Here is a 24,414-nt window from a genome sequence, read left to right on the forward strand (position 1 = left end):
AACTAGAACGTGTCCTGAACTTTTTCTCCGGCATGTTCGATATCGCGCCCGGCGCCTTCAAAAGTATTCGAACAGCCGCCGACAAATCCGGCCATCGTAAACAAGCACACCATCATCAGAACTTTTTTCATAGTCGTCCCTTTCCTTAAAGTTAATAACCAAACGTCTCAGAGCGTAATCATCGCCCCTTCAAACGGATTGTCCATCGCCCTGTCCTCGATTTCTATAACCCAGAGATCGGGATCGCGTTGACAGGTCCGCTGAATATAGGCATCGGCGGCCGTTTCTTCAACCCTTTCTTGCCCCAGCGCATTCATCCACCCCAGAACGCCTTCAAGATCGCGCTGCTGGACAAGCAGACGGCATTCCCCCGACAGTCCGTTCAGCTTAAGCAGGATGACGCCCGTGTTCCGCTCTCCGCGCTGCCGGATATAATAATAGATGCCCCGGTCGGCCAAGGGCCGTAATTGCGCGTCGATCCACAAATGCACGGGCAGCCTTGCGTCTTGGGGATCGTCAGGCATGGCGCTTAATGGAAATGCTCAGCAAAGACCCAGCGCTCGACCGTCAGACCCGCATCCATCTTGGAATCCTCGGGATGATGAAAACGGTAAACGGTTTTGGCCGCATCAAGCGCGACCTGATGCGGGCAACCAGCCTTCACCAAACCCGCATAAGCCTTGAGAACCGCCCGCTGACATTTGCAGCGTTCAGGATCGCGTGCTCCATCGAAATGAATATGCTGACATGACATGAAATTAATCCGTCCAGAGCCGCAACCCTGTTACTTTTTGCTCTTTCCCTTGACCTTCTTGCCGTAAAGCTCCAGCCTGTGATCGACGAGATCGTAGCCCAACTCCCTGGCAATCCTGACTTTCAGACGCTCCAGTTCTTCATTCTGAAACTCGACCACCTCACCTGTCTCCAGATCGACCAGATGGTGATGGTGATCCCAGTTCAGTTCGTACCGCGAATACCCCTCCTGAAACTCATGCCGGGTCACGAGATTCATTTCATCCAGCAGGCTCAGGGTACGGTAAACCGTCGCAATGCTGACCGAAGAATCCAGTTTCTTGGCCCGGTCGTAAACTTCCTCGACGGACGGGTGGTCCTCGGCCGACTTAAGAACCTCAAGAATGGCACGGCGTTGCCCGGTCATTTTCAATCCGGCCTCGGCACAGCGTTCTTCAAGATCAGACATAACGTAAATCCTTTGCGTAAATATTCCACAGGCACTTGTATTGCACAGCAATATGCCTGAAAAATCAAACCCAGTATGCAGGAAAAGAAGGGAGAAAAACAAGACAGAAACAAAAACAACCATAGGTAAATAAAAATCGCTGGACTCTTATATTTTTTATGCCAAAATAATTTTTTATACACATATATATTCCAAGGATTGGAAAACATGTACGCAGCCGGGATTGTTTTTTTTACCTTTGTTTTATTGTTTATCACGTTCTGGATTTTCTTCCTGCCGGACTCGCAGAGTTGAAAATAAAGAACATAACTAGGCCTTTTTCTCTATCGCCTTTACTTCAGCGCCCTGCTTTTTCGGCTTTTTGACGACGCGGTAATGGGGGAAATTGAGAATGACAATCGTCCCCACCCCCGGTTCGGACTCAATACCGAGCGTTCCGTCGTGCAACTCCGCCATCGCCTTGGTCAGCGGCAAACCGAGCCCCGTGCCCTGATAACGCAGATCTCGCTTTTCCGGCTTCTCACTGACTTGCCCGAACGGCTCAAGGGCTTGCCTGATTTTGTGTTTCTCAATCCCGATCCCCTGATCGGAAATCCTGATCTCCAGCCGCCCGTCTTCAAGCAGCCCGGCCCGGACATGAATAACCCCGCCATTGGGAGAAAACTTGATCGCGTTGGTCATCAGATTAATAAGCATTTGCCGCACCAGACGGTGATCCGCCCACATCTTCGGCAGCTTGGGCATAAGATCGGTCTTGATCTGCGTATCCCCGGAAAAAACCCGCGAGGCCATCATCCGCACAACGGAGCTGATGAGTTCACCGAGATTAATCTCCTCTTCAAACAGCTCCAGACGCCCCGCCTCAATCTTGGACATATCGAGGACTTCGTTGATGATTTCCAGAAGATGCTCGGCGCTTAAATGCACATCGCCGAGATATTCCTTATATTTCGGGCTGCCAAGAGCACCGAAAGTTTCCTTCATCATCATTTCAGAGAAACCGATGATTGCATTCAGGGGTGTTCTCAACTCGTGACTCATATTCGCCAGAAAAGCCGACTTCGCACGGTTCGCGGAATCCGCCTGCTCCTTGGCATAGCGCAAGGACTGCTCCATCTGCTTACGCAGCGTGATGTCCATGACGGTGGTCACGAGGAATTTCCGGTTCTGACTGAGTTCCAGGGTCGCGGACGTAAAAAGAACATTGGCGACGCTTCCGTCCTTGCGGATGATCTTCAGTTCTCCCGAACTGCGAACGCCGACACTGATGAATTTCTTGTGGTTAACCCGCGCCCTCTCCCGGTCGTCATGGGTGACAAGTTCGGAAAACTCGATATTGATCAATTCATCGCGGGTCCAGCCATACGTGCGTATGAAACTGTCATTCACCCGCACGACGACCCCCGCAGGATCGGTCACGATAATCCCCACCTCGCTAACCTCGAAGATTGAGGCCAGAAGCGACATGGCATCATCGCGTTCGCGCTGCAGGATAGAGTGGTCCTTCACATCAAGCTGCCCGAGAAGATCAAGCGCAACAACATCGCCCCCCTCATCCAGAACAGGATGAATCCAGAACCCGTACACACGCATCCCGCCGGGAAGAACCGGCAGGCTTTGGATACTGACCGCCTTCTTGCGCGAAACGCAAACCGCAAAGGATTGAAGGAAATGCCGGGCATTTTCTTCATCGAGAAATTCACGGATATCCTTGCCGACCAGTTGGTCTTCCGTCCGGCCGAAATACCTCTGGGCCTGTGAATTGGCCCGCACGACGAGATACTGCCCCTTCTCTGCGGGCTGAACGATAAGCCGCGGCAACGCCATATCCATGAAAAGCGCGTCAAAGTCGGGAGTGAGAAGGCTGCCCTCGTGGCTGTTTGACATATCCGGGCGTCTTTCAGTGGGTTATTGCTTGGCTGTATCCTGAACGTAACGCTGCAGCGGACTGATTTCATAATACTCAAGGACGGAATCGGGATGGCGGTTGGAGCTATGCAGATCGTTCTTCAGATTCTTGAGCAAATCGCGGATATCGTCGCCCTGTACGGGCTGCGCGATACAGCAGGACATACTGAGCGGAATCTCTTCCGTTCCGAGTTTGACCAGAATATTCCGGCGCTCAAGCTCCTTGCGGAGACGGTCCAGCGCAGACACGCCGCCCGCCATATCCGCCTGCTTGAGGCTGAGAACAAACTCATAATTCCCCATATAGTAGGCATCGTCGAAAGAGCGAACGCTGAGCTTGATAAGATCGGCAACCGCCTTGATGAAAAGATTGCGCTGGGTCTCGGTATAATACTGTTCGATCCGCTCCACATTGTCGATCCGCCCGAAGGCAATGCAGAAATGCTTTCCGCGGCGCGAAAGACGGTGCAATTCCCGCTCGACATCCTGGAAAAGCACCTTCGGGCTCCGCAGGCCGGTGAAAGGATCGTAACCCGTACCGTCCAGCAGGAAATCCCGCTCCAGCCGACGCAGGCGCTGCATGAATTCCTCGTAGATATTGACGAAGGTCTGAAACGCCTCGAAATCCGGCTTGACCTGAACCTCTTTCACTTCGATGAGAAGCTTGTCGGCCGCCTTCATCATGTCCTTGTGCATGGCGGCCAGTTTTTCGAGAAGCTCCTCCTGGACGATACCGTCCTGACGGGTATTCTTGACCCATTCCGCGAAAGAAACGGGCTTTTCAACGGCCAGAACCTTCCCCTTCATCTCAAAATAGAAGAGGTTCTGCACCAGCGCGTCAAACCACTCCGTCTGATCGCCGATCACCGGAAGGAGGGACCGCCAGCGCTGCTCTTGTTTCTCGTCTCTGGACATGGTTCGGACTTCTTGAAATTCTTGCCTGCTCACCCCACAAAAATACAGCAAAATGCTTAAATTCGGTTAAAGAATATCCCCGCAGGCAAAATATTTCAAAAACAGCCCGTTAACCGCCCATCCAGACCTTTTCCAGCGCATCCAGACTCCCCTTTGGGATAGCCTCTCGCACCTCCCGCATCAGGCGGTTAAGGGTCGCCACATTGTGTTGGGCGAGGATCTGGGACGCCAGATTTTCCTGCGCCTTCAGAAGGTGATGCAGGTAAGCCTTGGAAAACTGGGAGGAACTCGGCAGACCAAGGCTCTCGTCAAGCGGCGTCGGATCGTCCCGGTACCGGGCGTTTTTAAGATTGATCGTCTCGCCTTTCGCCCCACGCATGAAAACCGTGCCATGCCGCGCCAGACGGGTGGGAATGACGCAATCGAACGTGTCGATCCCCATCCGCACGAAGGTAAAAATATCCTTGATGCGCCCGATCCCCAGAAAATGAACGGGGCGCAAGGGGTGGATAAAGGGCGCGCTCCCCTGAACGATATCGGCCATTTCCTCATCCGAACCGCCAAGACAGCCGCCAATCGCCGTTCCGAAAAACGGCCGATCCGCAGTGTATTCCGCGCTGATCCGCCGCAAATCCTTGTAGACGCCGCCCTGAACAATGCCGTAAACCGCCTGTCGGCTACTGTGGGTCCGTGCAAATTGCGCGAGGCAGCGGTCCCCCCAGCGCAGGCTCATTTCCATCGACCGCGCCGTGTAGTCCTTATCGACATGATAGGGCGTGCATTCATCGAATTGCATCAGCAAATCCGCGCCCAGTTGCCGCTGGATATCCATGGCGCTTTCGGGCTTCAGCTTGATTTTTTTCCCGTCGGTGTAGGAACGGAAAACGCAGCCCTCTTCCGAAATCTCCAGCAGGTTGCGGAAGGCATCGCGTCCCTTCCCGCTGCGCCCCTTGATCTCGTTGGCCATCGTCCCCTCGCCCAGCGAGAACACCTGAAACCCGCCGCTATCCGTCAGCATCGGCCCGTCCCAGTTCATGAAGCGGTGCAGCCCGCCCATTTTCTCGATCAGGTCGGCCCCCGGCTGCAGCATCAGGTGGTAGGTATTCGAAAGAATGATATCCGTGCGCGCCTCGCGGAGCTGCGCCGGGGACAGATTTTTGACCGTGGCCTTCGTGCCGCAGAAAATATAATTCGGCGTCTCAATCGTCCCGTGCGGCGTCGTCAGGCGCCCGACCCGAGCGGCGGATGCCGGATCACGCGCAGCGATGGTAAAATCGAAACCAGGATAATCGAGGTTCATGGGTGCGCCGTTCTCTAAAACAAAAACCCGCACCTGGCGGGTTGATGCAAAATCTGTGCGATATATAGCGCCTAGGCAGCAACCTTGGCCGCAAGAGCCTTCTCGACTTCCGCTTTCACGGGCCGCAAGGCAGGGTCCAGCTTGGTGGGAGCGGTCTGCGCCAGATAGGAATCAAGCCCGCCCATATGCTCAACGGTGCGAAGACCGTGAACGCTGACCCGCAGCTTCACCCAGCGGCTCAGCGCCTCGCTGAACAGGCTGACTTCCTGAATATTCGGCAAAAAACGGTGTTTGGTCTTGTTTTGCGCGTGGGACACACGGTGCCCGGTCTGTGCGCCTTTTCCTGTAATCATGCAACGACGGCTCATGGCCAAAATCCTTATTCTTTGTAATCATCCCTTAATCGGTGGCAAAAAATAGTCGAACTCGTCCGGTAAAGTCAAGCTTCTGATGTAAAAACCCCTCAAAACATCTTGCCGGAGAAGAAATAGGCTCCGCCCAAGGCAGCCAAAAACAGCAGATGCGCCATGAAATTGATGTAAATCCCCCTTCGCAGATGTTTGTGATCGAGCCGCGCCGAGGCTTTCTCCGGCCCGACCCATGAATTTTTCAGCACAGTCCCCGATAAATCCTGCACCGGCCCGCCGATCATGATCTCCAGCGGCCACGCCAGCGCCGTCAAAGCCGCGCCGCCCTGCTCGTAAGGTGCCTTGTTCTTCACCGCCCACCACGCCCTCAGACTCTGGGAAAGCCGCGCCGTCGGCGTCATCGCCGCAGCCGCCGCGAACAGGAATCCGCTGAGGTAAGAGGGAACAAACCCCATTAGCTTTTCAAGCTCCAGCGGCACGGTCCCGAACCCGGATGTATGACCACACTTGCCAAACCGCCACGCAAAAGCGGACAGCACGCTGTAAACGGCCAGAAGCGGGAGTCCGCCGATAAGATACCAGAACACGGGCGCCACCATCCCCTTATCAAACGAGACGGCGGCAAAGCCCATACCCGCCCGCGTGATCCCGAAATCATCCGTGCTGTTGAGATTAAGCCGCGTCGAGCGCGACAGCCCGTAAAACGCGCCCTGCGCCGATCCCTGCTGCTCCATCGCGAAATAAAGCCGGAGCAGGACGAACCACACCGAGCCGGAGGTAAAGGACAGCGTCAGAAAAAGAATTTCCACCGCCCCGTAATCGTTAAGTCCCTCACCAATCTGAACCGCGAGTCGACCCGTCATGAAGGCAATCAGAAGGGCGAAAGCGCTCAGAAGAAAACCGCGGAAAATCAGCGCACCGCGATTCCGACCGGCCTTGTCCAACCGATCCCCGAAACGACCGAAAACCCCGTCGTAAAACAGCCAGAAAAACGGATAGGCGTTTCCGCGCAATGGCCCGGTCACCATACCCACAACCATAGTTATGACAATGGATAGAATTACAACCGGAATCCGGTCCGGGTCTATCAAAAGCACATTCAGTTGTGTTAAAGTCTCATTCATAGTATAATGAAAATGTGTGGGAGAGCGGCTCTAGCCCTTGTTTTCCGTATAATTTGACAAGTATTCTACAGCCGATTCCCGGAGCATGAAAGAGGGACGATGCTTTACCATTTGTATGAGATGCAACACGCGCTTTTAACCCCGGTCCGGCTTCAGGCCGAGCTGACGCGCACCCTCTTCCAGAACCCCTTGAATCCGCTGTCCTATACTCAGTTTGGTCGAACCATGGGCGCCTCGGCGGAGATGATCGAACGCGTGACCAAACGCTTCGGACGCCCGGAATTCGGCCTCCATGAGACAGAGATTGCCGGAAAAAAAGTTGAGGTCATCGAAAAGGTAATCGCCCGTAAACCCTTCTGTTCATTGCTGAATTTCAAAAGAAAAATCAAAAGGAACGACCCCAAAGTGCTTCTGGTCGCCCCGATGTCCGGCCATTACGCCACCCTCCTGCGCGGCACGGTGGAAGCCCTCCTCCCACACCACGATGTTTACATCACCGACTGGGAGGATGCCCGGCAGGTTCCCGGCAAACAGGGCCGTTTTAACCTCGATGACTATATTACGTACCTGCGCGAGTTTCTGAGCCTCCTCGGCCCAGACGTCCATGCGATTGCGGTCTGCCAGCCTGCAGTGCCAACTTTAGCGGCCGTGTCGCTTATGGCGACAGAAAATGACCCGAACCAGCCCCTGACGATGACCCTAATGGGCGGCCCGGTCGATACCCGGGTCTCAAAGACCGCCGTCACCGAACTGGCTGAAACACGTCCCCTGCGCTGGTTTGAAAGCACGGTAGTCCACGAAGTACCCTTTTACTATCCCGGGGCATATCGGCGTGTGTACCCCGGTTTCCTGCAGCTGGGTGGTTTTATGTCGATGAATCTCGACCGCCATGTCGGCTCCTACATGAAATTTTATCATCACCTGATTATCGGCGACGGCGAATCGGCGGAACACCACCGTACCTTCTATAACGAGTACCTTTCGGTCATGGATATCCCGGCGGAATTCTACCTCCAGACCGTGGAAACCGTCTTCCAGCGCCAGCTTCTGCCCCGCGGCCGCATGAAATGGCGCGATCCCTACACCGATCAGCTCATGGACGTCCGCCCGCAGGACATCGAACATACGGCCCTTCTGACCATCGAGGGCGAACTGGACGACATTTCCGCCCGTGGCCAGACCACGGCGGCGCATGAATTGTGCTATTCCCTGCCCCAGCGTAAGCAATTTCACCACTTCCAGCTGAAAACCGGCCATTACGGGATTTTCAACGGTCGCCGCTGGCGCAACGATATTATGCCCCGCATCCGCCACCACATCCGGTTGTTCGATGAGGGCAAGGATCCTGTTCCCGCAGAAGATTTGGCGGTTATACCCGATCTTTCGGCGGACAAATACAACAGGGAGACACACGGAATCGCGGCGATCCGGCGTTGGATAAAAGAGAATCAGCCGCAGAATTACAAGGAAGCGCAAATACAGCAAAAAGGTGCCGGATGGCATCTTGAAAAAGAAAAAAATTAGTCTAGAGTGAAGACGCTCCTTGAGGAAATTTTTGGCAGGTTTTTATGGATATTAAGTTATCGCAAAACCCTGTGGGAAAAGGAAAAAATGGCGATCGAACGACTGGTGCAGGTCAAACGGAGTAAGCGGGCGCGCCGCGTAGCGCTCCGCCTCGACGCTAAGGAGGGCGTGATGAACCTCGTCGTGCCCTCTCATATGAAAATTGACAGCGCCCTGAAGTTCGCCAAGATCCACGAAGAATGGGTGAAGGAGACCCTCGCCTCCCTCCCGCCCGGCGTCCCGTTTGAGGATGGAACCGTTCTCCCGATTCTGGGACAGAAAAGACGCATTTCGGTCACTTACGACGAAAACGCCAAGGGCACGGAAATCCAACTGCTGAAAACAGTCCTGCAGGTGCGGACAAACCTGATCGACCCCTCGCCGCGTATTCGGCGATTTCTGAAAAGTCTGGCCAAACAGACCCTGACCGAAATGACCGAGAAAAAGGTCAAACGTCTGGGCGTGTCCGGCGTCTCGGTCGCGGTGCGCGAAACCAAGAGCCGCTGGGGAAGCTGCTCCGAGGACAGCAACATCTCCTACTCCTGGCGGCTGATTTTCGCTCCCCTTGTCGCTATTGACTACGTGGTCGCTCATGAAGTCGCCCACCTGAAGCACCTCGACCACAGCGATGACTTCTGGCGCGTCTGCCGCCGCCTCTCGAAGGATTACTTCGAAGGCCAGTACTGGATGCGCAACCACGGCAACATCCTCCTCCGCTACGGCGGGGAATGACCCCTTAGAAAACATCAACCCCGCCTCAGGCGAAAAAGCGTATCCAGCGCCTCCTGCAGAATCGTCATGGCCACCAGTTTATCGGTCAAACCATCCTCTTTGGCCCGCAGCCGTGTCTTTTTTTTATCCACAGATCGGCCCACAAGATCATCCACAGTATCTGTGGATAACCTTTCGTCCACCAAGGCAATCCATACGGTTCCATCAGGGAAAAGCTCTTTGGAAATCTGCCGCTCCAGCTCCAGCGCAAAATCCCGCACCGATTGAGCACTCCGCCCCTCGCTTCCGTCCATGTTCAAGGGGAAACCGACGACAAACCCGCCCGCCTCGAAATCCTTCACAATCCGCTCAAGCGCCTTTAAATCCTGCGAAAATTTGGTTCGCTTGATCGTCTCGACGGGAGTGGCAATGCGCTGCGAATCATCGCAGACCGCAACACCGATAGTCTTTTTCCCCACATCCAGACCCAGAAGTGGACAAGCGGCGGGAAACTCTTTCACGAGTGTCTTGAGCAGGGAAACCGTCATAACCCTTGCACGCTACACCGCGCAATGTTAGAAGTCCAAGGTTTACTATCGAAAGCCCTATGGCAAAAGGATTTTTCCGGCCTTCAAGGTCAGGGGAATGAAAGGATCGGCAAACTCAAATGTCCCTCGATAAAGCCACCGTCAAAAAAGTCGCTGGTCTGGCCCGTCTGGCAATGAACGATGAAGGGCTGACCCGTATGGCCCCTCAGGTTTCCGGGATTATCACATGGATCGAGCAACTGGCTGAGGTCAATACCGACAATGTCGAGCCGCTCTCCAGCGTGGTCGATATCCCCTTGCCCTTGCGTAAGGACGAGGTCACGGACGGCAACTGCGCCGATAAAATTCTCGCCAACGCCCCCGAAGCCACGCAGGGCTACTTCGTGGTGCCCAAGGTCGTAGAATAGGCGGACAATGTCACAGGAAGACCAGATCAGAAAAATGAAGGAGCATCAAAGAAAGGTGCTGTATTCCACACTGATGGCCAGCGGCGCGGGGATGATCCTTGTCGGCGTCTTCGGCCTTCTGAGTCCGGAGGTGTACTTTGCCCTGCTCAACACGGGACCGAAGGCTGATTTGTCTATAGAAAGCATCCGCCAGTTTTCGATGCTGCTGACCCTGATCGGTCTCGCCGATATCGTAATCGCCTCAATCGTGTTTAAGGACAGGAAGACCCTATGACCGACCTCACTGGCCTGACCATTGCCCAAGCCCTTGAAGGCTTAAAAAACAAGGACTTCACGTCTAAAGAACTCACGCAGGCCCATATCGGAGCCATGGAAAAGGCAAGGGCGCTGAACGCCTTTATCGTCGAAACTCCCGATCTGGCGCTTAAACAGGCCGAAGAATCCGACAAACGCCGGGCCTCAGGCAAAGCCGGAGCGCTCGACGGCATCCCTCTGGGCATCAAGGATCTCTTCTGCACGAAGGGCGTGCAGACCACCGCCGCCAGCCACATCCTCGAAGGCTTCATCCCGCAATATGAATCCACCGTCACGCAGAAACTCTTCAACGATGGCGCGGTCATGCTCGGCAAGATGAACCTCGATGAATTCGCTATGGGCTCCTCCAACACAACCAGCTATTTCGGAAATGTCATCAGCCCATGGAAACGCAAGGGCCAGCCGGATGTCCAACTCGTCCCCGGCGGCTCCTCCGGCGGCTCGGCCGCCGCCGTCTCCGCAGGCCTAGTCATGGGCGCAACCGGAACGGATACGGGGGGATCGATCCGCCAACCCGCCGCCTTCTGCGGTATCTCGGGCATCAAGCCAACCTATGGCCGTTGCTCCCGCTGGGGTATCGTCGCCTTCGCCTCCTCGCTCGATCAGGCCGGAACCTTCGCCCGCACGGTGCTGGACAACGCCCTTTTGCTGCGCTCCATGTCCGGCCACGACCCGAAGGACAGCACGTCTGCGAAAAAGGATGTCCCCGACTTCACCAAAGCCCTGACCGGAGACATCAAGGGTTTGACGATAGGGATTCCAAAAGAATACCGGGTCGATGGGATGCCTGCTGAAATCGAAAAACTCTGGCAGCAGGGAATCGACTGGATCCACAGCGCCGGCGCAAAAACCATCGAAGTCAGCCTCCCGCATACAAAGTATGCTTTGGCGACCTATTACGTCATTGCCCCCGCCGAGGCTTCTTCGAACCTCGCCCGCTATGACGGCGTACGCTATGCCCAACGTGTCCCTTCTGAAAATCTGCGCGAGATGTACGAAAAAACCCGCGCCGAAGGGTTCGGCGATGAGGTCAAACGACGGATCATGATCGGCACCTACGTATTATCAGCAGGGTATTACGATGCGTACTACATCAAGGCTCAGAAGGTACGCCGACTGATCGTGCAGGATTTCATGAACGCCTACGAAAAATGCGATGTTTTGCTGACCCCCACGGCCCCCTCCGCCGCTTTTGCCATCGGCGAGAACCAGGACGACCCCATCAAGATGTACCTGAATGACGTCTTCACCGTCCCTGCCTCTCTGGCCGGACTCCCCGGAATGTCCGTCCCGGCGGGCCTGGACGCGGACGGCCTGCCGTTGGGTCTCCAGATCATCGGCCGCCCATGGGACGAGGAAAGCGTTTTTAGGGTTGCCGGAGTCATTGAAAGTCTGGCACTATTCAGCCATACGCCCCTATAAGTCATAGAAGGACAAGGAGTAAAAGCCATGTACTTTCCGGCCCCAAAAAATAAAAACGTAGTCGTGTGCTTTTTTCTCTTGCCGTTATTGCTTTTATTAACTTTAACACTGAGAACTCAAGCTTTTGCTGAAGATGAAAAGACTTTGGAGCAGATTCTTTCTCCAAAGGATAGCAAGAGTGGAAAACCGAACTCCGAGAAAAGCGGCGTAGAATTGGCCTATGATTTTTTTGAAAAATGTTCGACCTCGCCTGATTATTTCGTTTCAGAAAAAATTCAGAAGGAATATTGCCGATGCAAGGCCGCAAAAATGGCCAACTCTCTCAGTAAGAAAGATTTTCTGGCTCTTGAGGAGGATTCTGAAGACGGTAACAATGCCAGGAACGGAATGAGAATGAATGCTGACTCCCTTTGTATGCGTCCGGCGATAAAATCCTACGCGAAGGGAGTTTGCATGAAAGACCCTCACTTCAAAACCATCGTACTCGGGAAAAGTAAAATGTGCGATTGCGTAGCAGATTATATGAGTTCATATGCAAAAAAACATCTTCCCAGTATTATTATCAGGGCTGCGACCGAGTACCCTTTATCTCTGGATCCCCTCTCTTTTTTCCTGTCGAGTGAAGACTTCAATATGATGTACAGCGTTCATAAAGAATATTGTTACAATAAGGTCGTCTACAGCCCAAAATAAACAATAAGACTAAAAGACTAACTGTCAGTAAAAAATCATGGCACAAACAATTCAAGGCAAAACAGGCGAGTGGGAAATCGTCATCGGCATGGAAATCCATGCCCAGGTGATTGCCAACGCGAAACTTTTCTCCGGGGCGTCGGCCACCTTCGGCGGCGAACCGAACACGCAGGTCTCCTTCGTGGACGCCGCCATGCCGGGAATGCTGCCCGTCCTGAATGAAAAATGCGTCGAGCAGGCCATCCGCACCGGGCTGGGACTGAACGCAGAAATCAACAAAAACTCGATCTTCGCCCGCAAGAATTATTTCTATCCCGACCTGCCACAGGGCTATCAGATCAGCCAGTACGAAAAACCCATCGTCGGCAAAGGCAAGATCGAAATTGACCTGACAGGCGGCGCCGTAAAGGAAATCGGCATCACCCGCCTCCATCTGGAGCAGGACGCCGGAAAATCCGTACACGACCTTCACCCGAAAAAATCCTACGTCGATCTGAACCGCTCCGGCTGCGCTCTCATGGAAATCGTCTCCGACCCGGATATCCGAGGGCCGGAGGAAGCCACCGCCTACCTCTCCAAAATCCGCATGATCCTGCGCTACCTCGGCACCTGCGACGGCAACATGGAGGAAGGCTCCATGCGCGCCGACGTGAATATCTCTGTCCGTAAACACGGCCAGCCCTTCGGAACACGCTGCGAGGTGAAGAACGTCAACTCGCTCAAGGCTGTGCAGCAGGCGATCGAATACGAAGCCGCCCGCCAGGTGGAAATTCTTGAGGACGGCGGCAGGATCGATCAGGAAACCCGCCTCTGGGATCCCGCGAAAATGGAAACGCGCTCCATGCGCTCAAAGGAAGAGGCGCACGATTACCGCTACTTCCCCGACCCCGACCTTCTGCCCCTCAATTTGGAGCAAGGCTGGATCGACCGGATCAAGCAAACCCTCCCCGAATTGCCCGACCAGAAAAAGCATCGCTTTATGCAGAGCTACGGCCTCAGCGCCTATGACGCGGGCGTGCTGATCGCCGAACGCGAACGCGCCGATTATTTCGAGACTGTGGCCAAAAACCGCGACGCCAAACTCGCCGCCAACTGGGTCATCAACGAGTTACTCGGCATCCTGAACAAAAACGGCAAGGGAATAACCGACTCACCCGTCACCGCCACCAATCTCGGCGCCATGATAGAACTCATCAGCGACAACACGATCTCCGGCAAGATCGCGAAGGACGTCTTCGCGGAGATGTTCACCTCCGGCAAGTCTCCCGGCACGATCGTGGAAGAAAAAGGCCTCAAGCAGGTGACGGACACCAGCCTGATTGAGCGCGTAGTAGATGAGGTCATGGCCGAAAACCCCGACAATGTCGCCGCCTATCGCGGCGGCAAGGACAAGCTCTTCGGCTTCTTCGTCGGACAGGTCATGAAGAAAACGCAGGGCAAGGCCAACCCCGCCGCCGTGAACGATATTTTGAAAACGAAACTGGATACCTGAGCATGGCCGAGACCTCAACGCCCAAAGTGCCCATGAAAATCAAGCTCGACCTTTCTGGAAAGCAACGTTTGATGGCTGGTTTGTCATGGGAACCTCTGGTCTCCAAAGACGCCCCGAACCCGGAAGCCAATACCCAAAGGGAGAAAATTTTCACCAACGATGTTATGGGAATTTTCCATCGTGTATACTACTACCTCTACGAGGTCAAACGCTCCTATTCTTTCCTGGTCCATATCCGCTCCGCCGAGAAGGACGAGGACGGAAAGGGCCGCGAGAAGAACTACGCGCACTATGACCTCGACCTGCTGTGCTATGTGCTGGACAAGGAGGGCAAACCCGCCGCCTACTCCGGCCCCGCCGCCGCAGACATGATCGACAAGGAGGAGGTCGTCTATCACAGCGGCGAGGACTATAGCGGTTACGGCGGCAACGACGACGAGCAGGTTCACATCGAAATGAACCATATTCCCGAAGCGTACCAGAACATTTTTTTCATCGCCGCCAGCGACAGTAAATTCAGCCTCAACCAGGTCAAGGGTCCGTCCATCCGCCTCGTGGACTGCAAGACCGAAAAAACAATTACGGAAACACCAATCAAAGCCCCGGTCGATAAGGAAACCTACGCCTACCTCTACGGTCGCCTCTACCGCAAGGGCAGCGAATGGTTCTTTCAGGAAATCGGCGAATTCACGGACGGCGAACAGGACTGGCCCGTCTATCTCAAGAAATACATCTGAGGCAAAGCGATGGCAGAGGAAAAACCCCCGGTTGTCTATACCGGACCAAAATATGAATACAAGGTTGTGATTTACCGCGAGGGCGCCCTCGGCTCGATTTTTCTGGCAGGGTCCAAGGTCCATCCGGTAAAATTCTCGGAATTTTTGAACAAAAATGCCGCGCAGGGCTGGAAAGTCGTGACGATGGAGCGTGAATCCCGCCGTCTCCTGCTCTTCTTCTCCCGGGAAGCCTTCTTGGTGGTCATGGAACGCTTGAGACAGGACTGAAACAATGAACGATATGCATAATAAATTGCTGATCGCCATCATCGGGGCCGTGGTCATCGTGGCCCTTCTCACAATCATGCAGGTCTGGGGGCCGGTCCTCCCCTGGAACCTGTATTACAAGATCGTCGTTACCGCCGTGATCGTGGCCGTGGTCTGCGGCTTTATGCTCGTCGCCCGCTCCGACATGGTCGAAAAGAAAAAGCTCAAGGACGAGAATTATCTGGACTGACAGAGTTTTATCCTCCGCGCTTTACAAAAGCGGCCGGATGACGTATTGGATGGAACTCTTAACTTGTACTGTTGACTTGTAACTTAGTGGTGACGTGGCCGAGCGGCTGAAGGCGGCGGTTTGCTAAACCGTTATACGGGTAACACCGTATCGGAGGTTCGAATCCTCTCGTCACCGCCATTTTTCCTACCCTCAGGATCAAAAAATCGTCAAAATCCAATGATCGCCGAATACGAAGATAAATTCCGCCAAAGCGTTCTGGACCTGATCCTGACCATCCAGCGCGGAGAATTCGGGATGAGCATCACCGCCGAAGACCAGCCCGATCTTGCGGATATCGACGGCTTTTATAAAACCGGAAACGGCAACTTCTGGGTCGCGGTGCAGGGCGAGGAAGTCGTGGGCACAATCGCGCTGAAGGATATCGGCAACGCGCAAGCCGCCCTCCGCAAGATGTTCGTAGCGCGGGAATGGCGCGGTAAGGAAAAGGGCATTGCGGCGTCCTTGCTGCGGACGGCTTTGGATTGGGCTAAGGACCGTGGTGTGACGGAGATATTCCTCGGCACCACCCCGCATTTTCTGGCGGCCCATAAATTCTACGAACGCAACGGCTTTCAGGAAATCTTGAGGGAGACGCTGCCCAAAACCTTCCCGGTTATGAAAGTGGATACGAAATTTTATTGCTACCAGCTAAAATGATTTAAGCCTTTGCTTTAAACCGCTCACATTCCAACCTGACCTCAAAAAGCTTGCGTGCCAAAGGATGAAGCGTCTTAGATTCAATTTGTGAATAGCGCCTTTTACCTAAACGCCTATCCAGAACCGCAAGAGACTGTATAAGCGGATCATCCGACTTCAAAGCCTGATCAAAATCCAGTTCATGGACAAAGGCCCAGCAGGACTCGTAAACATCCTGACGGCTGATTTCCCCATATTCGACAAACTGGGTTTTATACTTTTTTGCTTTGGTCGGACTTACGCCTTGATCACTGTCTTTATCGCCATATTTATAGCGATTATAAAAAGCCATCGTGCAAAAGTTCGCTATAACCTCGCCATCGACAGTAATCCACGCATGGCCGCAGGTACACGCGCCATAGGCCGCGCTGTGAATCGCCACACGCGAAGCGATACTCTCCGCGAAATTCTGTTCAACTTTTTGCTTCAGCTTTGTCCAGCGCATCTCTTAATCCGAAAAACTCTCATCTATTTTAAAACTGCCTCAATATCGATACGTAAAATAACCGGAGGTCCACCCATCTTAGTCCATTTTATAAGGATCGATCGAAAAGCCGTCAGGTGAATCTTTAAACCCCTCTTTCTGCCGTACTCTTCCAATAGCTTCGTCAGCCAACTTCTGACTGGAATAAATGCCGATAATCTTTACATTTTCATTATCTTCATCAATTACATGAAGATGTTCCACTAAATAAACAATCACAACTCCACCCTCACCTTCCCCACCACCGCCAGTGCCTTTGCCTTCGCCGCCTCCACGGTCTCTCCCCGCGCCAGTGCGACCCCCATGCGCCGCTGGCCCTTGACCTCCGGCTTGCCGAACAGGCGCACATCCGTATCCGGCTGCGCCAGCGCCTCGGCCAGATTCCCGAACGAAACCTGCTGTGAAGTCCCCGAAACCAGTATGACCGCCGACGCCGACGGCCCCCGGAAGGTTATAGCGGGGATCGGCAGCCCCAGAAATGCCCGCGCATGAAGCGCAAATTCCGAGAGATCCTGCGAGATCATCGTCACCATCCCCGTATCATGCGGCCGTGGCGAAACCTCGCTGAAAATCACGTCGTCCCCGCGTACGAACAGCTCGACCCCGAAAATCCCGCGCCCGCCCAGCGCATCCGTCACCTTCTTGGCAATGTCCTGCGCCCCGGCCAACGCCTTCGCGCTCATCGCCTGCGGCTGCCACGATTCCTGATAGTCCCCGTCCTCCTGCCGGTGCCCGATGGGCGGGCAGAAGCTCGTCCCGTCCCTGTGCCGCACGGTCAGCATCGTGATTTCATAGTCAAAATGGATGAACCCCTCGACGATTACGCGCCCTGCGCCCGTGCGCCCGCCCTCCTGCGCGTAACGCCACGCCTTATCGATATCCGCCTCGGTCTTCACGGTGCTCTGCCCCTTGCCGGACGAACTCATGATCGGCTTGACGACGCAGGGCAGACCGATGGCCTTGATCGCCGCGCCGAACTCCTCCCGCGTATCGCAAAAACGGTAAGGAGAAGTCTCAAGCCCCAGCTCCTCCGCCGCCAGCCGCCGGATCCCCTCGCGGTTCATGGTCAGCTTGGCCGCCCGCGCCGTCGGCACCACAGTAAACCCCTCCCGCTCAAGTTCCACCAGCGTATCCGTGGCAATGGCTTCCACCTCCGGCACGATGAAGTCCGGCTTCTCCAGTTCGATCACCTTTCGCAGCGCCGCCCCGTCGAGCATCGAGAGCACATGAGAGCGGTCCGCGACCTGCATCGCCGGCGCATTCGCATAGGAATCCAGCGCGACCACCTCAACGCCGAGACGCTGCAGTTCGATCACAACTTCCTTGCCCAACTCCCCCGACCCACAGAGAAGGACTTTCTTGGCAGTGGATGTGAATTTCGTACCGATCTGGGTCATGGAAAGCCTCGAAGCGTGTGAAAGAATGTGTGCAGAGAATACCCAAGATGAAAAAGAAAGCAAAGCGCGGCGCAAGGGGGCTGGATCAGGCTTAAAGGAACATTCGGTGCAATCCTTAAAAAAACGCCCGCACCAGCAACAATAGATTGACAATTTCTCATAATACTGTCACGACTACCCCTAAGTTTGACGGCAAGACTTTTTTAGATAGAACGTACAGGCAAGATTGTCCGGTTTTGGAGAAACGAACGTGAGCGTCGCCTCTCCCAAGATAGTTCCTCCCTTTTAAATTTGCACTTCGGACGAAACCCCCACGGGTAAAGAACTCATGGGATACTACACACAAACATGAATGAGGAAAATCATGGCCACAGGTACAGTAAAATGGTTCAACAAAATGAAGGGATTCGGGTTTCTGACCAATGACGAGACCGGAAGCGATGTCTTCGTTCATATCAGCGCCGTCGAAAAAGCGGGCTACGATAACCTGAACGAGGGACAGAAACTGAGTTTCGATATTCAGAGAGATCCCAAGAAAAACAAGGAAAGCGCTGCTAACCTGAAAAAGATTGCATAGGGCATGACCACCGTTCAGGCCTACCAGTTCAAGCGCTTCGGCGAACCCGACGTGCTCGAACTGGGAACACTCGACCTGCCGACCCTCGGGGACAATCAGGTCATAGTGATCATCAAGGCTGTGGCGGTCAACCCGACCGATTGCAAGATAAGAAAAGGCCGTCTCAAGGAGATCAACGGGACTCACTTCCCCATGTATACGGGAACGGATTTCTGTGGTGTCGTGGATGAGATCGGCTCCGAGGTCTCCGGCTTTAAGGCCGGAGACTTTGTTTACGGCTCTGTGAATTACAAAACCCTTGGGGGCGCAATGGCCGAAAAGGTCATGACCGCCGAAGCCAATATCGCCCTAAAGCCTGAAAAAATCAGCTATATGGAAGCCGCAGGCTCGATAAGCCCGGCACTGGAAGCCTTTCAGGCCATCAGCGCCTGCCACAACACCGGCGAAGGCCGCCGCATTTTTATCAACGGCGCCACCAACAACACCGGAATGTTCGCCGTCCAGTTCGCCAAAATGGTCGGGCTAGATGTCACGGTATCCTCAAGCAAGAATGCCCTAAAAGCCCTAAAGTCGATGGGCGCCGACGATGCCTTTCATTACAGCGAAAGAAACCTCTCGGATTTCAGCAACGCTTTCGATTACCTGCTGGACCTTATAGGCTCCTTCACAACCTTTGCTGCTGCCAAACCCATGCTCAAGCCGGAGGGCAAACTGATCACCACCGCACATCTTCCGGGCTTGTCGGAAGACAGGAACGTGATCCTGATTGACGTTCACAACTCCGGCAAGCAGTTGCAGCTTTTCTCCCGCCTGTTCGATTTGGGCGAGATCAGATGCGCCCCGGTCAGGAAATATACATTTGAAGAGGTCGCTCAGGCCCATACACAGGTCGAAAGCGGCGAGTTTATCGGCAATACGATAATCACGCTGAACAGTTGATCGAACCCTGCTATAATTGGAACCGCAATTATAGCACCGGGATCGGCCTTGGAGAAAAATAACCAGATTTATTTCGCCCTTTGTGAAGACGGAACACTGGACATCTTTGAATCAATCCACGAAATCCGCAAGCAATGCGAAGGCATAGACGTCGAAAGCGGCGTCTGGGACTTTTTCGACCACACGGGAAAGCCTTTGACCCCCCTCTTCCACACCCCCAACCGCATCAAAAAGCACCTCTTCGGCCTGCTGACTAGCATCACCTCCTCCCAGCACTTCGATCTCGTACCCCAGGAAGACGGCGGCCAGCCGCAACTTTTAAACCTCCTGACCGAAAAGACGATCCTGAATCCGAATAAATTCTTCAAGGATATTTCAGAAATAGAAGATTATGCAAAAAAGCAACAAACTGAATGATTGAAAAAGAACGCCTGCATAGACAAATTGGCTCAATGGCAATAATCTGACACCATGACAACCATGCACAAAGGCCGACTGGAAGCGTTCAGCGACGGGGTTCTGGCCATCATCATCACGATTATGGTGCTGGAGTTGAAGGTTCCGCATGGAGACTCCTTCGCGGCTCTCGTCCCGCTCCTGCCCGTCTTTCTCAGCTACGTCCTGAGCTTTGTTTATATTGCGATCTACTGGAACAACCACCACCATATGTTTCAGACCGTCCAGCGCGTCAACGGCGCGATCCTCTGGGCCAATATGCACCTCCTGTTCTGGCTCTCGCTCGTGCCGTTCGTCACGGGCTGGATGGGCGAAAACAATTTCGCTCCCCTGCCCTGCGCCTTTTATGGAATTGTCCTGCTGATGGCCGCAGTGTCGTATTTCATTCTGCAATTCACGATTGTCGCCGAACACGGCCGCGACTCTCTTCTGGCCAAGGCGGTCGGCCGTGATATCAAAGGCAAACTATCCCTTGCCGCCTATGTTTTGGGCATCGCAGCCTCGTTCATCAGCGTCTGGATCGCGATGGCCCTTTATGTGGCGGTCGCACTCATCTGGCTGATCCCCGACCGACGCATTGAAAAATCCCTGCGGTCCGGCTAGAATGATGGTTATCTCTTTTAGGAGCCGAAGAATATGAACAGGATAGCCGCACCCCTTTTAGTTTTCTGTCTGCTCGGCATAGCAGTTTCTGCCCCCGCCGCCAGAGCCAACGAACCCGTGATGTGTACCATGGAGGCCAAGCTCTGCCCGGACGGCAGCTACGTCTCCCGCACCGGCCCGAACTGCGAATTCGCCCCTTGCCCCGGCGAGGGCGGCCAGACGCAACCCGCGCCCATCCCTGTCCCGCCGCCGCCTGACCGCATCGGCGAACCTGGACCCGGAGGCGTACCTGGAGGTACTCCCGGCTTTGCCCCCGGAAACCCCGGCCCGGACAATTCCGGCGAAGAATAACGGCAAAATACTCCTTGCCTTTCCCCGTAGCGGGTGTATGCGTATCCCTTGAAATACGGGAAACGATGACTTCTTTACGCCAGATTATTGATGTGTTTTCAGGGCCAAAGCCCTTCAACATCGTCCTGCCTGTCGTCATGATCTATCTCGTGGCCGGAACCGTCGCGCAAAAATATATCGGCCTCTACGCCGCCACACGGATGTTCTTTTCTTCGCCGATCCTCTGGCTCGGCCCATTGCCCCTGCCAGGCTTTCCCGTCTTTCTCGCGATAATTACGGTCAATCTCACCCTCAAACTGATTTATAAAAGCCCATGGACAAAGGAAAAGTCCGGCATCGTCGTCACACATCTAGGCGCCTTGCTGCTGCTTCTGGGCGGCCTGTTCACGTCCCTGTTCAGCGCGGAAGCTTATCTCGATCTGCTGCCGGGTGAGGAAAAATCCATCGTCTCCGATTATCACGACCGCGAATTCGTATTTCTCAACGCAAAAGGGCAGGCTCTCCGGTCCTTTCCGGCAAACGGATTGGACGTCGGCAAAACCCTGCGGATTTCAGACCCGCCTCTGGTGATAAAAATTCTCGAAAGCTGCGGCAACTGCTCTATCGTCGCCCGTGAAGACACGAGCGGAGACTTTAAAGGCATGGCCGCAAACATGAGCCTCAAACCAGCGCCTCTGAAAATGCAGGATGAGGAAAATCTCACCGGCGCGACATTCTCGATACAAGGATCAAGCGATGACGGAAATTATCTCGTCCTCGACGAAGTTCCCAAACTCCCCGAGATCAGGGTGGATAAAGAAATCTTCCGCTTTGCCCTGCGGAAAACACAGCGCCCGCTGCCTTTTACAGTCAAGCTTTTGGAGTTCCGGCGCGATCTGCACCCCGGCACCGAAATGGCCCGCGCCTATGAATCCCGTGTGGAGATCATCGACGGCCCCTCCCGCTGGGAAACGGTCATCAGCATGAACCAGCCACTGCGCTACAAGGGCTATACGTTTTTCCAGTCCTCCTTCGTCCAGACACCCGCGGGGGAAATGTCGGTTCTGGCGGTGGTTCACAATGTCGGACGCATCTTCCCCTATCTTTCAGGCATCCTGATGTGCCTCGGCTTGATCCTTCATCTATTGATGGGTCGCAGAAAAAAAAGCAAAGCCATGGTTCTGGCCTTATGCCTCATGACTCAATTCGGTCATCCGGCATGGGCGGATGACAAGGTGCAAAAACTAACAGTAGACAACCTTGCCCTGCTGCCCGTCCTGCATGAGGGACGGATCAAGCCACTGGAAAGCTTCGCCCGGGCCCATCTGAAAAGATTCTCGGGCCGCGACAGCCTGCCGGACATGAACGCCCTCGGATGGTTGACGGAAACGCTCTTCGATCCCGCCCGCGCCGAAACCCGCCCGGTCTTTAAGATCAATAATCCGGAGATTCGGGCATTGCTCGGCCTGTCCCTAAGTGAAAACCATCTCTACAGTTTTAAGGAAATCTCCGAAAAGCTCGGCACCAAACAGAAACTCATCACCGATATTATCAACGCGCCGCAGGAAAGCTGGACACCCGCTCAAAAAGATATGATTGCCCTGCAGGAAAATATCGTCCTCATGGACAACCTCATGAGCAGCCTGACCCTCTTCCTGCCGCTCTCCGTGATCCTGCCCGAAGATGTGCCCGACAGCTTGAAGCCCTACGCCGGAAAACCACTGAACTATCTCGACGTACAGAAATTCAGAGAGCAAATGGACAGCGAGTTGAACGCGATCATAAAAGCCAAAGGACAGGACATCGAGTCTTATACTCAGGCTGAACAGGCCGTCGTCTACCTGTCTTTCTCCATCACCCGTCTGCGCGAAAAGGGACAACGCAGTACACAACTTAAACTCATTCCCGACACGGTGGGGCAGAATGAAGACTGGCTCTCGCCCTGGGCATCGGTGCTCGCGGGCAAAGGCTCCCCGCAAACCGCTATGCTCTTCGAACACTGGAAAAAATTGGCCGCTGCATACCACGATGGCAATGCGCAGGAATGGCTAACTGCTTCTAGGGAATTGCGGGCGGAAAGGGGTAAATCCCCATTTCGAACCGTCAGCCATATAACGCTGGAGCTGGAGCATCTCTACCACCGTTTGGCGCCCTTTTCTGTTGCATTTGCCTTATATCTGGTTGCGGCCGCGACCCTGATCGGCTATCTGTTTCTGAAATCCGGAACTCTGCTCGGGCTGTCCCTGATACCCCTTCTGCTCGGCGCCTGTTTTCAATGGACGGGACTGGCGATGAGGATCGCCATCCTCCAGCGCCCTCCCGTAACGACCCTTTACGAATCCATCCTGTTTGTCGGAGCGATAGCGGTCGTCTACGCACTGATATCCTTTGTATTTCAGAGAAAACCGCTCTGGCTGGCGCTGGGAGCGTTCTCGGGAATTCTTCTCGGTTTGCTGGCCTTCGCCCATGAAACGGACGCGGACAGCTTTGTTATGCTCACCGCTGTTCTGAACACAAACTTCTGGCTGGCCACCCACGTTCTGTGCATCACGGTCGGCTACGCCTTTTGCCTCATCACCGCGCTGCTCGCGCATTGGATTTTATTCTTGATGCTAAACGGAAAAACTAACGAGCCTCCGCCCGACCTATTCCAGAAACTTCATCTCGCGGCGCTTCTGGCCCTGCTGTTCTGCGCGGTGGGCACGGTTCTGGGCGGCATCTGGGCCGACCAGTCCTGGGGCCGTTTCTGGGGCTGGGATCCGAAGGAAAATGGCGCCCTCCTTCTGGTCCTTTGGCTGGTCTGGCTGATGCACGGACGCATCAGCCGCCAGTTTTCTGCACTGGTCTACACGGCGGGGCTGGCCTACCTTTCGGCAATCCTCGCCATTTCATGGTTCGGCGTAAACCTGCTCAGCGTCGGTCTTCATGCCTACGGTTTCACAGAGTCCGCCGCATGGATATTCTGGGGCGTCCTGTTGGGAGAGACTCTGTTTGCCCTCAGTGCCATAATCATGGTCAAGATAAACCTCAAACAACCGCTTGCCCATGAAAGCTAAAATTTTCATCGTCCTGCTGCTGGTACTCGTCGGTCTGGGGCTGGAAATCTGGACGGGCAGCCAGCCGCCTGAAATCACCACGCAGACTCCTAACAGCCCGCAGGTCAAGAGCCTGAATAGTCCCGCGCCCTCGTTTTCCTTTGCGACCCTCGAAGGAAAAACGCTCAGCCTGGATGATCTTAAAGGCAAGACCCTCCTGCTGAATTTCTGGGCGACCTGGTGCGCCCCCTGCCTCGCGGAATTCCCGGACCTTCTGGCGTTGGCATCCTCTCGCCCAGAAGACCTTGTCCTCATCGCCCTCTCCGTGGACGAGAGCCCCGAAAACATTCCCGCTTTCCTCAAACGCTTTGACCCAGGAATTCAGGAACTGGCAAAAGCCGCCAACGTGGTCATCGGCCTCGACCCACAAAAGAAAATCGCGCAGGATATCTTCGGAACGATCCTCTTCCCCGAAACCTTCATCATCGGCCCGGACCTGACGATCCGCCGCAAGATCGCGGGCGTGATAGACTGGAACGGACAGGAGTTAGCCGCTGAACTGGAAAAAATCAGACAGGCGCAATGAATAAATCCAGCCCCGGCCAAACATCTCCTTGTTTTTCAATAAGTTTTAGCATTGAATAAGTGACTGTAA

32 protein-coding genes and 1 tRNA gene are annotated in these 24,414 nt (G+C 54.4%); 20 read left to right on the forward strand and 13 right to left on the reverse strand.

All coding sequences use genetic code 11. From position 1 onward, the window contains the following. Positions 1 to 2: 2 nt before the first annotated feature. The 9 genes from IPN28_09750 to IPN28_09790 all read right to left on the reverse strand — a co-directional run bounded on the left by IPN28_09750 (position 3) and on the right by IPN28_09790 (position 6,816). Positions 3 to 131: an entericidin A/B family lipoprotein gene (locus tag IPN28_09750; protein QQS56553.1), complete on the reverse strand. Its 129-nt coding sequence runs from the start codon at positions 129 to 131 to the stop codon at positions 3 to 5. 36 nt (positions 132 to 167) lie between these two features. Next, positions 168 to 524 carry a DUF1491 family protein gene (locus IPN28_09755; protein ID QQS56554.1) on the reverse strand — a complete coding sequence of 119 codons (357 nt, stop codon included), beginning with the start codon at positions 522 to 524 and terminating at the stop codon, positions 168 to 170. A gap of 5 nt (positions 525 to 529) precedes the next feature. Further along, the gene (locus IPN28_09760; protein ID QQS56555.1) at positions 530 to 754 is read right to left on the reverse strand and encodes a hypothetical protein; all 225 of its coding nucleotides are present in this window, start codon (positions 752 to 754) and stop codon (positions 530 to 532) included. Between the two features lie 30 nt (positions 755 to 784). Then, complete coding sequence (locus IPN28_09765) at positions 785 to 1,201, reverse strand: transcriptional repressor (GenBank protein QQS56556.1); 417 nt, start codon at positions 1,199 to 1,201, stop codon at positions 785 to 787. Between the two features lie 309 nt (positions 1,202 to 1,510). Beyond that, complete coding sequence (locus IPN28_09770; GenBank protein ID QQS56557.1) at positions 1,511 to 3,088, reverse strand: PAS domain S-box protein; 1,578 nt, start codon at positions 3,086 to 3,088, stop codon at positions 1,511 to 1,513. A gap of 21 nt (positions 3,089 to 3,109) precedes the next feature. Further along, positions 3,110 to 4,024, reverse strand: coding sequence for a diguanylate cyclase (locus tag IPN28_09775; protein QQS56558.1), 915 nt, complete (start codon positions 4,022 to 4,024; stop codon positions 3,110 to 3,112). A gap of 109 nt (positions 4,025 to 4,133) precedes the next feature. Then, positions 4,134 to 5,324: a tRNA guanosine(34) transglycosylase Tgt gene (gene tgt, locus IPN28_09780; GenBank protein QQS56559.1), complete on the reverse strand. Its 1,191-nt coding sequence runs from the start codon at positions 5,322 to 5,324 to the stop codon at positions 4,134 to 4,136. A gap of 71 nt (positions 5,325 to 5,395) precedes the next feature. After that, positions 5,396 to 5,692: a 50S ribosomal protein L28 gene (gene rpmB / locus IPN28_09785; protein ID QQS56560.1), complete on the reverse strand. Its 297-nt coding sequence runs from the start codon at positions 5,690 to 5,692 to the stop codon at positions 5,396 to 5,398. A gap of 95 nt (positions 5,693 to 5,787) precedes the next feature. Then, positions 5,788 to 6,816: a cobalamin biosynthesis protein gene (locus IPN28_09790; protein QQS56561.1), complete on the reverse strand. Its 1,029-nt coding sequence runs from the start codon at positions 6,814 to 6,816 to the stop codon at positions 5,788 to 5,790. 99 nt (positions 6,817 to 6,915) lie between these two features. Here IPN28_09790 and IPN28_09795 point away from each other — a divergent pair, with 99 nt between their 5' ends. Together IPN28_09795 and IPN28_09800 are read left to right on the forward strand one after the other, a co-directional pair. After that, positions 6,916 to 8,340, forward strand: coding sequence for a polyhydroxyalkanoate depolymerase (locus tag IPN28_09795; GenBank protein ID QQS56562.1), 1,425 nt, complete (start codon positions 6,916 to 6,918; stop codon positions 8,338 to 8,340). 87 nt (positions 8,341 to 8,427) lie between these two features. Continuing rightward, positions 8,428 to 9,111 (forward strand): M48 family metallopeptidase, encoded by a 684-nt coding sequence (locus tag IPN28_09800; GenBank protein ID QQS56563.1) that lies wholly within the window; start codon positions 8,428 to 8,430, stop codon positions 9,109 to 9,111. A 14-nt stretch (positions 9,112 to 9,125) separates the two neighbouring features. Here IPN28_09800 and ruvX read toward each other — a convergent pair whose 3' ends face one another. Beyond that, positions 9,126 to 9,638, reverse strand: a complete 513-nt coding sequence (gene ruvX / locus IPN28_09805) for a Holliday junction resolvase RuvX (protein QQS56564.1) — start codon at positions 9,636 to 9,638, stop codon at positions 9,126 to 9,128. 119 nt (positions 9,639 to 9,757) lie between these two features. Between ruvX and gatC the strand changes: the two genes are divergently transcribed. The 10 genes from gatC to IPN28_09855 all read left to right on the forward strand — a co-directional run bounded on the left by gatC (position 9,758) and on the right by IPN28_09855 (position 15,899). Continuing rightward, positions 9,758 to 10,045 (forward strand): Asp-tRNA(Asn)/Glu-tRNA(Gln) amidotransferase subunit GatC, encoded by a 288-nt coding sequence (gatC, locus tag IPN28_09810; protein ID QQS56565.1) that lies wholly within the window; start codon positions 9,758 to 9,760, stop codon positions 10,043 to 10,045. A gap of 7 nt (positions 10,046 to 10,052) precedes the next feature. Beyond that, positions 10,053 to 10,319: a hypothetical protein gene (locus IPN28_09815; GenBank protein QQS56566.1), complete on the forward strand. Its 267-nt coding sequence runs from the start codon at positions 10,053 to 10,055 to the stop codon at positions 10,317 to 10,319. Further along, positions 10,316 to 11,782 (forward strand): Asp-tRNA(Asn)/Glu-tRNA(Gln) amidotransferase subunit GatA, encoded by a 1,467-nt coding sequence (gene gatA, locus IPN28_09820; GenBank protein QQS56567.1) that lies wholly within the window; start codon positions 10,316 to 10,318, stop codon positions 11,780 to 11,782. The genes IPN28_09815 and gatA overlap by 4 nt, the downstream gene beginning before the upstream one ends. Before the next feature lie 27 nt (positions 11,783 to 11,809). Continuing rightward, positions 11,810 to 12,475 carry a hypothetical protein gene (locus tag IPN28_09825; protein QQS56568.1) on the forward strand — a complete coding sequence of 222 codons (666 nt, stop codon included), beginning with the start codon at positions 11,810 to 11,812 and terminating at the stop codon, positions 12,473 to 12,475. Positions 12,476 to 12,512: 37 nt separating this feature from the next. Further along, entirely contained in the window at positions 12,513 to 13,967 is a 1,455-nt protein-coding gene (gene gatB, locus IPN28_09830) for an Asp-tRNA(Asn)/Glu-tRNA(Gln) amidotransferase subunit GatB (protein QQS56569.1), read from the forward strand. 2 nt (positions 13,968 to 13,969) lie between these two features. Further along, positions 13,970 to 14,704 (forward strand): TerD family protein, encoded by a 735-nt coding sequence (locus tag IPN28_09835; protein QQS56570.1) that lies wholly within the window; start codon positions 13,970 to 13,972, stop codon positions 14,702 to 14,704. A gap of 9 nt (positions 14,705 to 14,713) precedes the next feature. Continuing rightward, positions 14,714 to 14,971, forward strand: a complete 258-nt coding sequence (locus IPN28_09840; protein ID QQS56571.1) for a DUF4177 domain-containing protein — start codon at positions 14,714 to 14,716, stop codon at positions 14,969 to 14,971. A gap of 4 nt (positions 14,972 to 14,975) precedes the next feature. Next, a complete protein-coding gene (locus tag IPN28_09845; protein ID QQS56572.1) occupies positions 14,976 to 15,200 on the forward strand; it encodes a hypothetical protein in 225 nt (74 codons plus the stop codon). Positions 15,201 to 15,288: 88 nt separating this feature from the next. Then, positions 15,289 to 15,380: transfer RNA gene (locus IPN28_09850), tRNA-Ser, on the forward strand. Positions 15,381 to 15,419: 39 nt separating this feature from the next. Further along, entirely contained in the window at positions 15,420 to 15,899 is a 480-nt protein-coding gene (locus IPN28_09855) for a GNAT family N-acetyltransferase (protein ID QQS56573.1), read from the forward strand. A gap of 1 nt (position 15,900) precedes the next feature. On the opposite strand, the gene IPN28_09860 is transcribed toward IPN28_09855, so the two are convergent. The 3 genes from IPN28_09860 to purT all read right to left on the reverse strand — a co-directional run bounded on the left by IPN28_09860 (position 15,901) and on the right by purT (position 17,819). Then, positions 15,901 to 16,383, reverse strand: a complete 483-nt coding sequence (locus tag IPN28_09860) for a hypothetical protein (protein QQS56574.1) — start codon at positions 16,381 to 16,383, stop codon at positions 15,901 to 15,903. Positions 16,384 to 16,461: 78 nt separating this feature from the next. Beyond that, the gene (locus IPN28_09865; protein QQS56575.1) at positions 16,462 to 16,641 is read right to left on the reverse strand and encodes a hypothetical protein; all 180 of its coding nucleotides are present in this window, start codon (positions 16,639 to 16,641) and stop codon (positions 16,462 to 16,464) included. Next, complete coding sequence (gene purT, locus IPN28_09870; GenBank protein ID QQS56576.1) at positions 16,638 to 17,819, reverse strand: formate-dependent phosphoribosylglycinamide formyltransferase; 1,182 nt, start codon at positions 17,817 to 17,819, stop codon at positions 16,638 to 16,640. Before purT ends, IPN28_09865 begins: the two co-directional genes overlap by 4 nt. Between purT and IPN28_09875 the strand changes: the two genes are divergently transcribed. From IPN28_09875 to IPN28_09910, 8 genes are all read left to right on the forward strand, one after another. Continuing rightward, complete coding sequence (locus IPN28_09875) at positions 17,818 to 17,964, forward strand: hypothetical protein (protein ID QQS56577.1); 147 nt, start codon at positions 17,818 to 17,820, stop codon at positions 17,962 to 17,964. The genes purT and IPN28_09875 overlap by 2 nt on opposite strands. A 219-nt stretch (positions 17,965 to 18,183) precedes the next feature. Further along, positions 18,184 to 18,396, forward strand: a complete 213-nt coding sequence (locus tag IPN28_09880) for a cold-shock protein (protein ID QQS56578.1) — start codon at positions 18,184 to 18,186, stop codon at positions 18,394 to 18,396. Between the two features lie 3 nt (positions 18,397 to 18,399). After that, positions 18,400 to 19,335 (forward strand): NADP-dependent oxidoreductase, encoded by a 936-nt coding sequence (locus IPN28_09885; protein ID QQS56579.1) that lies wholly within the window; start codon positions 18,400 to 18,402, stop codon positions 19,333 to 19,335. A 48-nt stretch (positions 19,336 to 19,383) separates the two neighbouring features. Further along, entirely contained in the window at positions 19,384 to 19,752 is a 369-nt protein-coding gene (locus tag IPN28_09890; GenBank protein QQS56580.1) for a hypothetical protein, read from the forward strand. 63 nt (positions 19,753 to 19,815) lie between these two features. Next, positions 19,816 to 20,394 carry a DUF1211 domain-containing protein gene (locus IPN28_09895; GenBank protein ID QQS58599.1) on the forward strand — a complete coding sequence of 193 codons (579 nt, stop codon included), beginning with the start codon at positions 19,816 to 19,818 and terminating at the stop codon, positions 20,392 to 20,394. A 33-nt stretch (positions 20,395 to 20,427) separates the two neighbouring features. Further along, positions 20,428 to 20,745, forward strand: coding sequence for a hypothetical protein (locus IPN28_09900; GenBank protein ID QQS56581.1), 318 nt, complete (start codon positions 20,428 to 20,430; stop codon positions 20,743 to 20,745). A gap of 65 nt (positions 20,746 to 20,810) precedes the next feature. Beyond that, complete coding sequence (locus tag IPN28_09905) at positions 20,811 to 23,780, forward strand: cytochrome c biogenesis protein ResB (protein QQS56582.1); 2,970 nt, start codon at positions 20,811 to 20,813, stop codon at positions 23,778 to 23,780. Next, the gene (locus tag IPN28_09910; GenBank protein ID QQS56583.1) at positions 23,770 to 24,345 is read left to right on the forward strand and encodes a TlpA family protein disulfide reductase; all 576 of its coding nucleotides are present in this window, start codon (positions 23,770 to 23,772) and stop codon (positions 24,343 to 24,345) included. Before IPN28_09905 ends, IPN28_09910 begins: the two co-directional genes overlap by 11 nt. Positions 24,346 to 24,414 lie beyond the last annotated feature (69 nt).

The organism is Alphaproteobacteria bacterium (genome assembly GCA_016699735.1).
Classification (GTDB): Bacteria; Pseudomonadota; Alphaproteobacteria; order Micavibrionales; family Micavibrionaceae; genus JAGNKE01.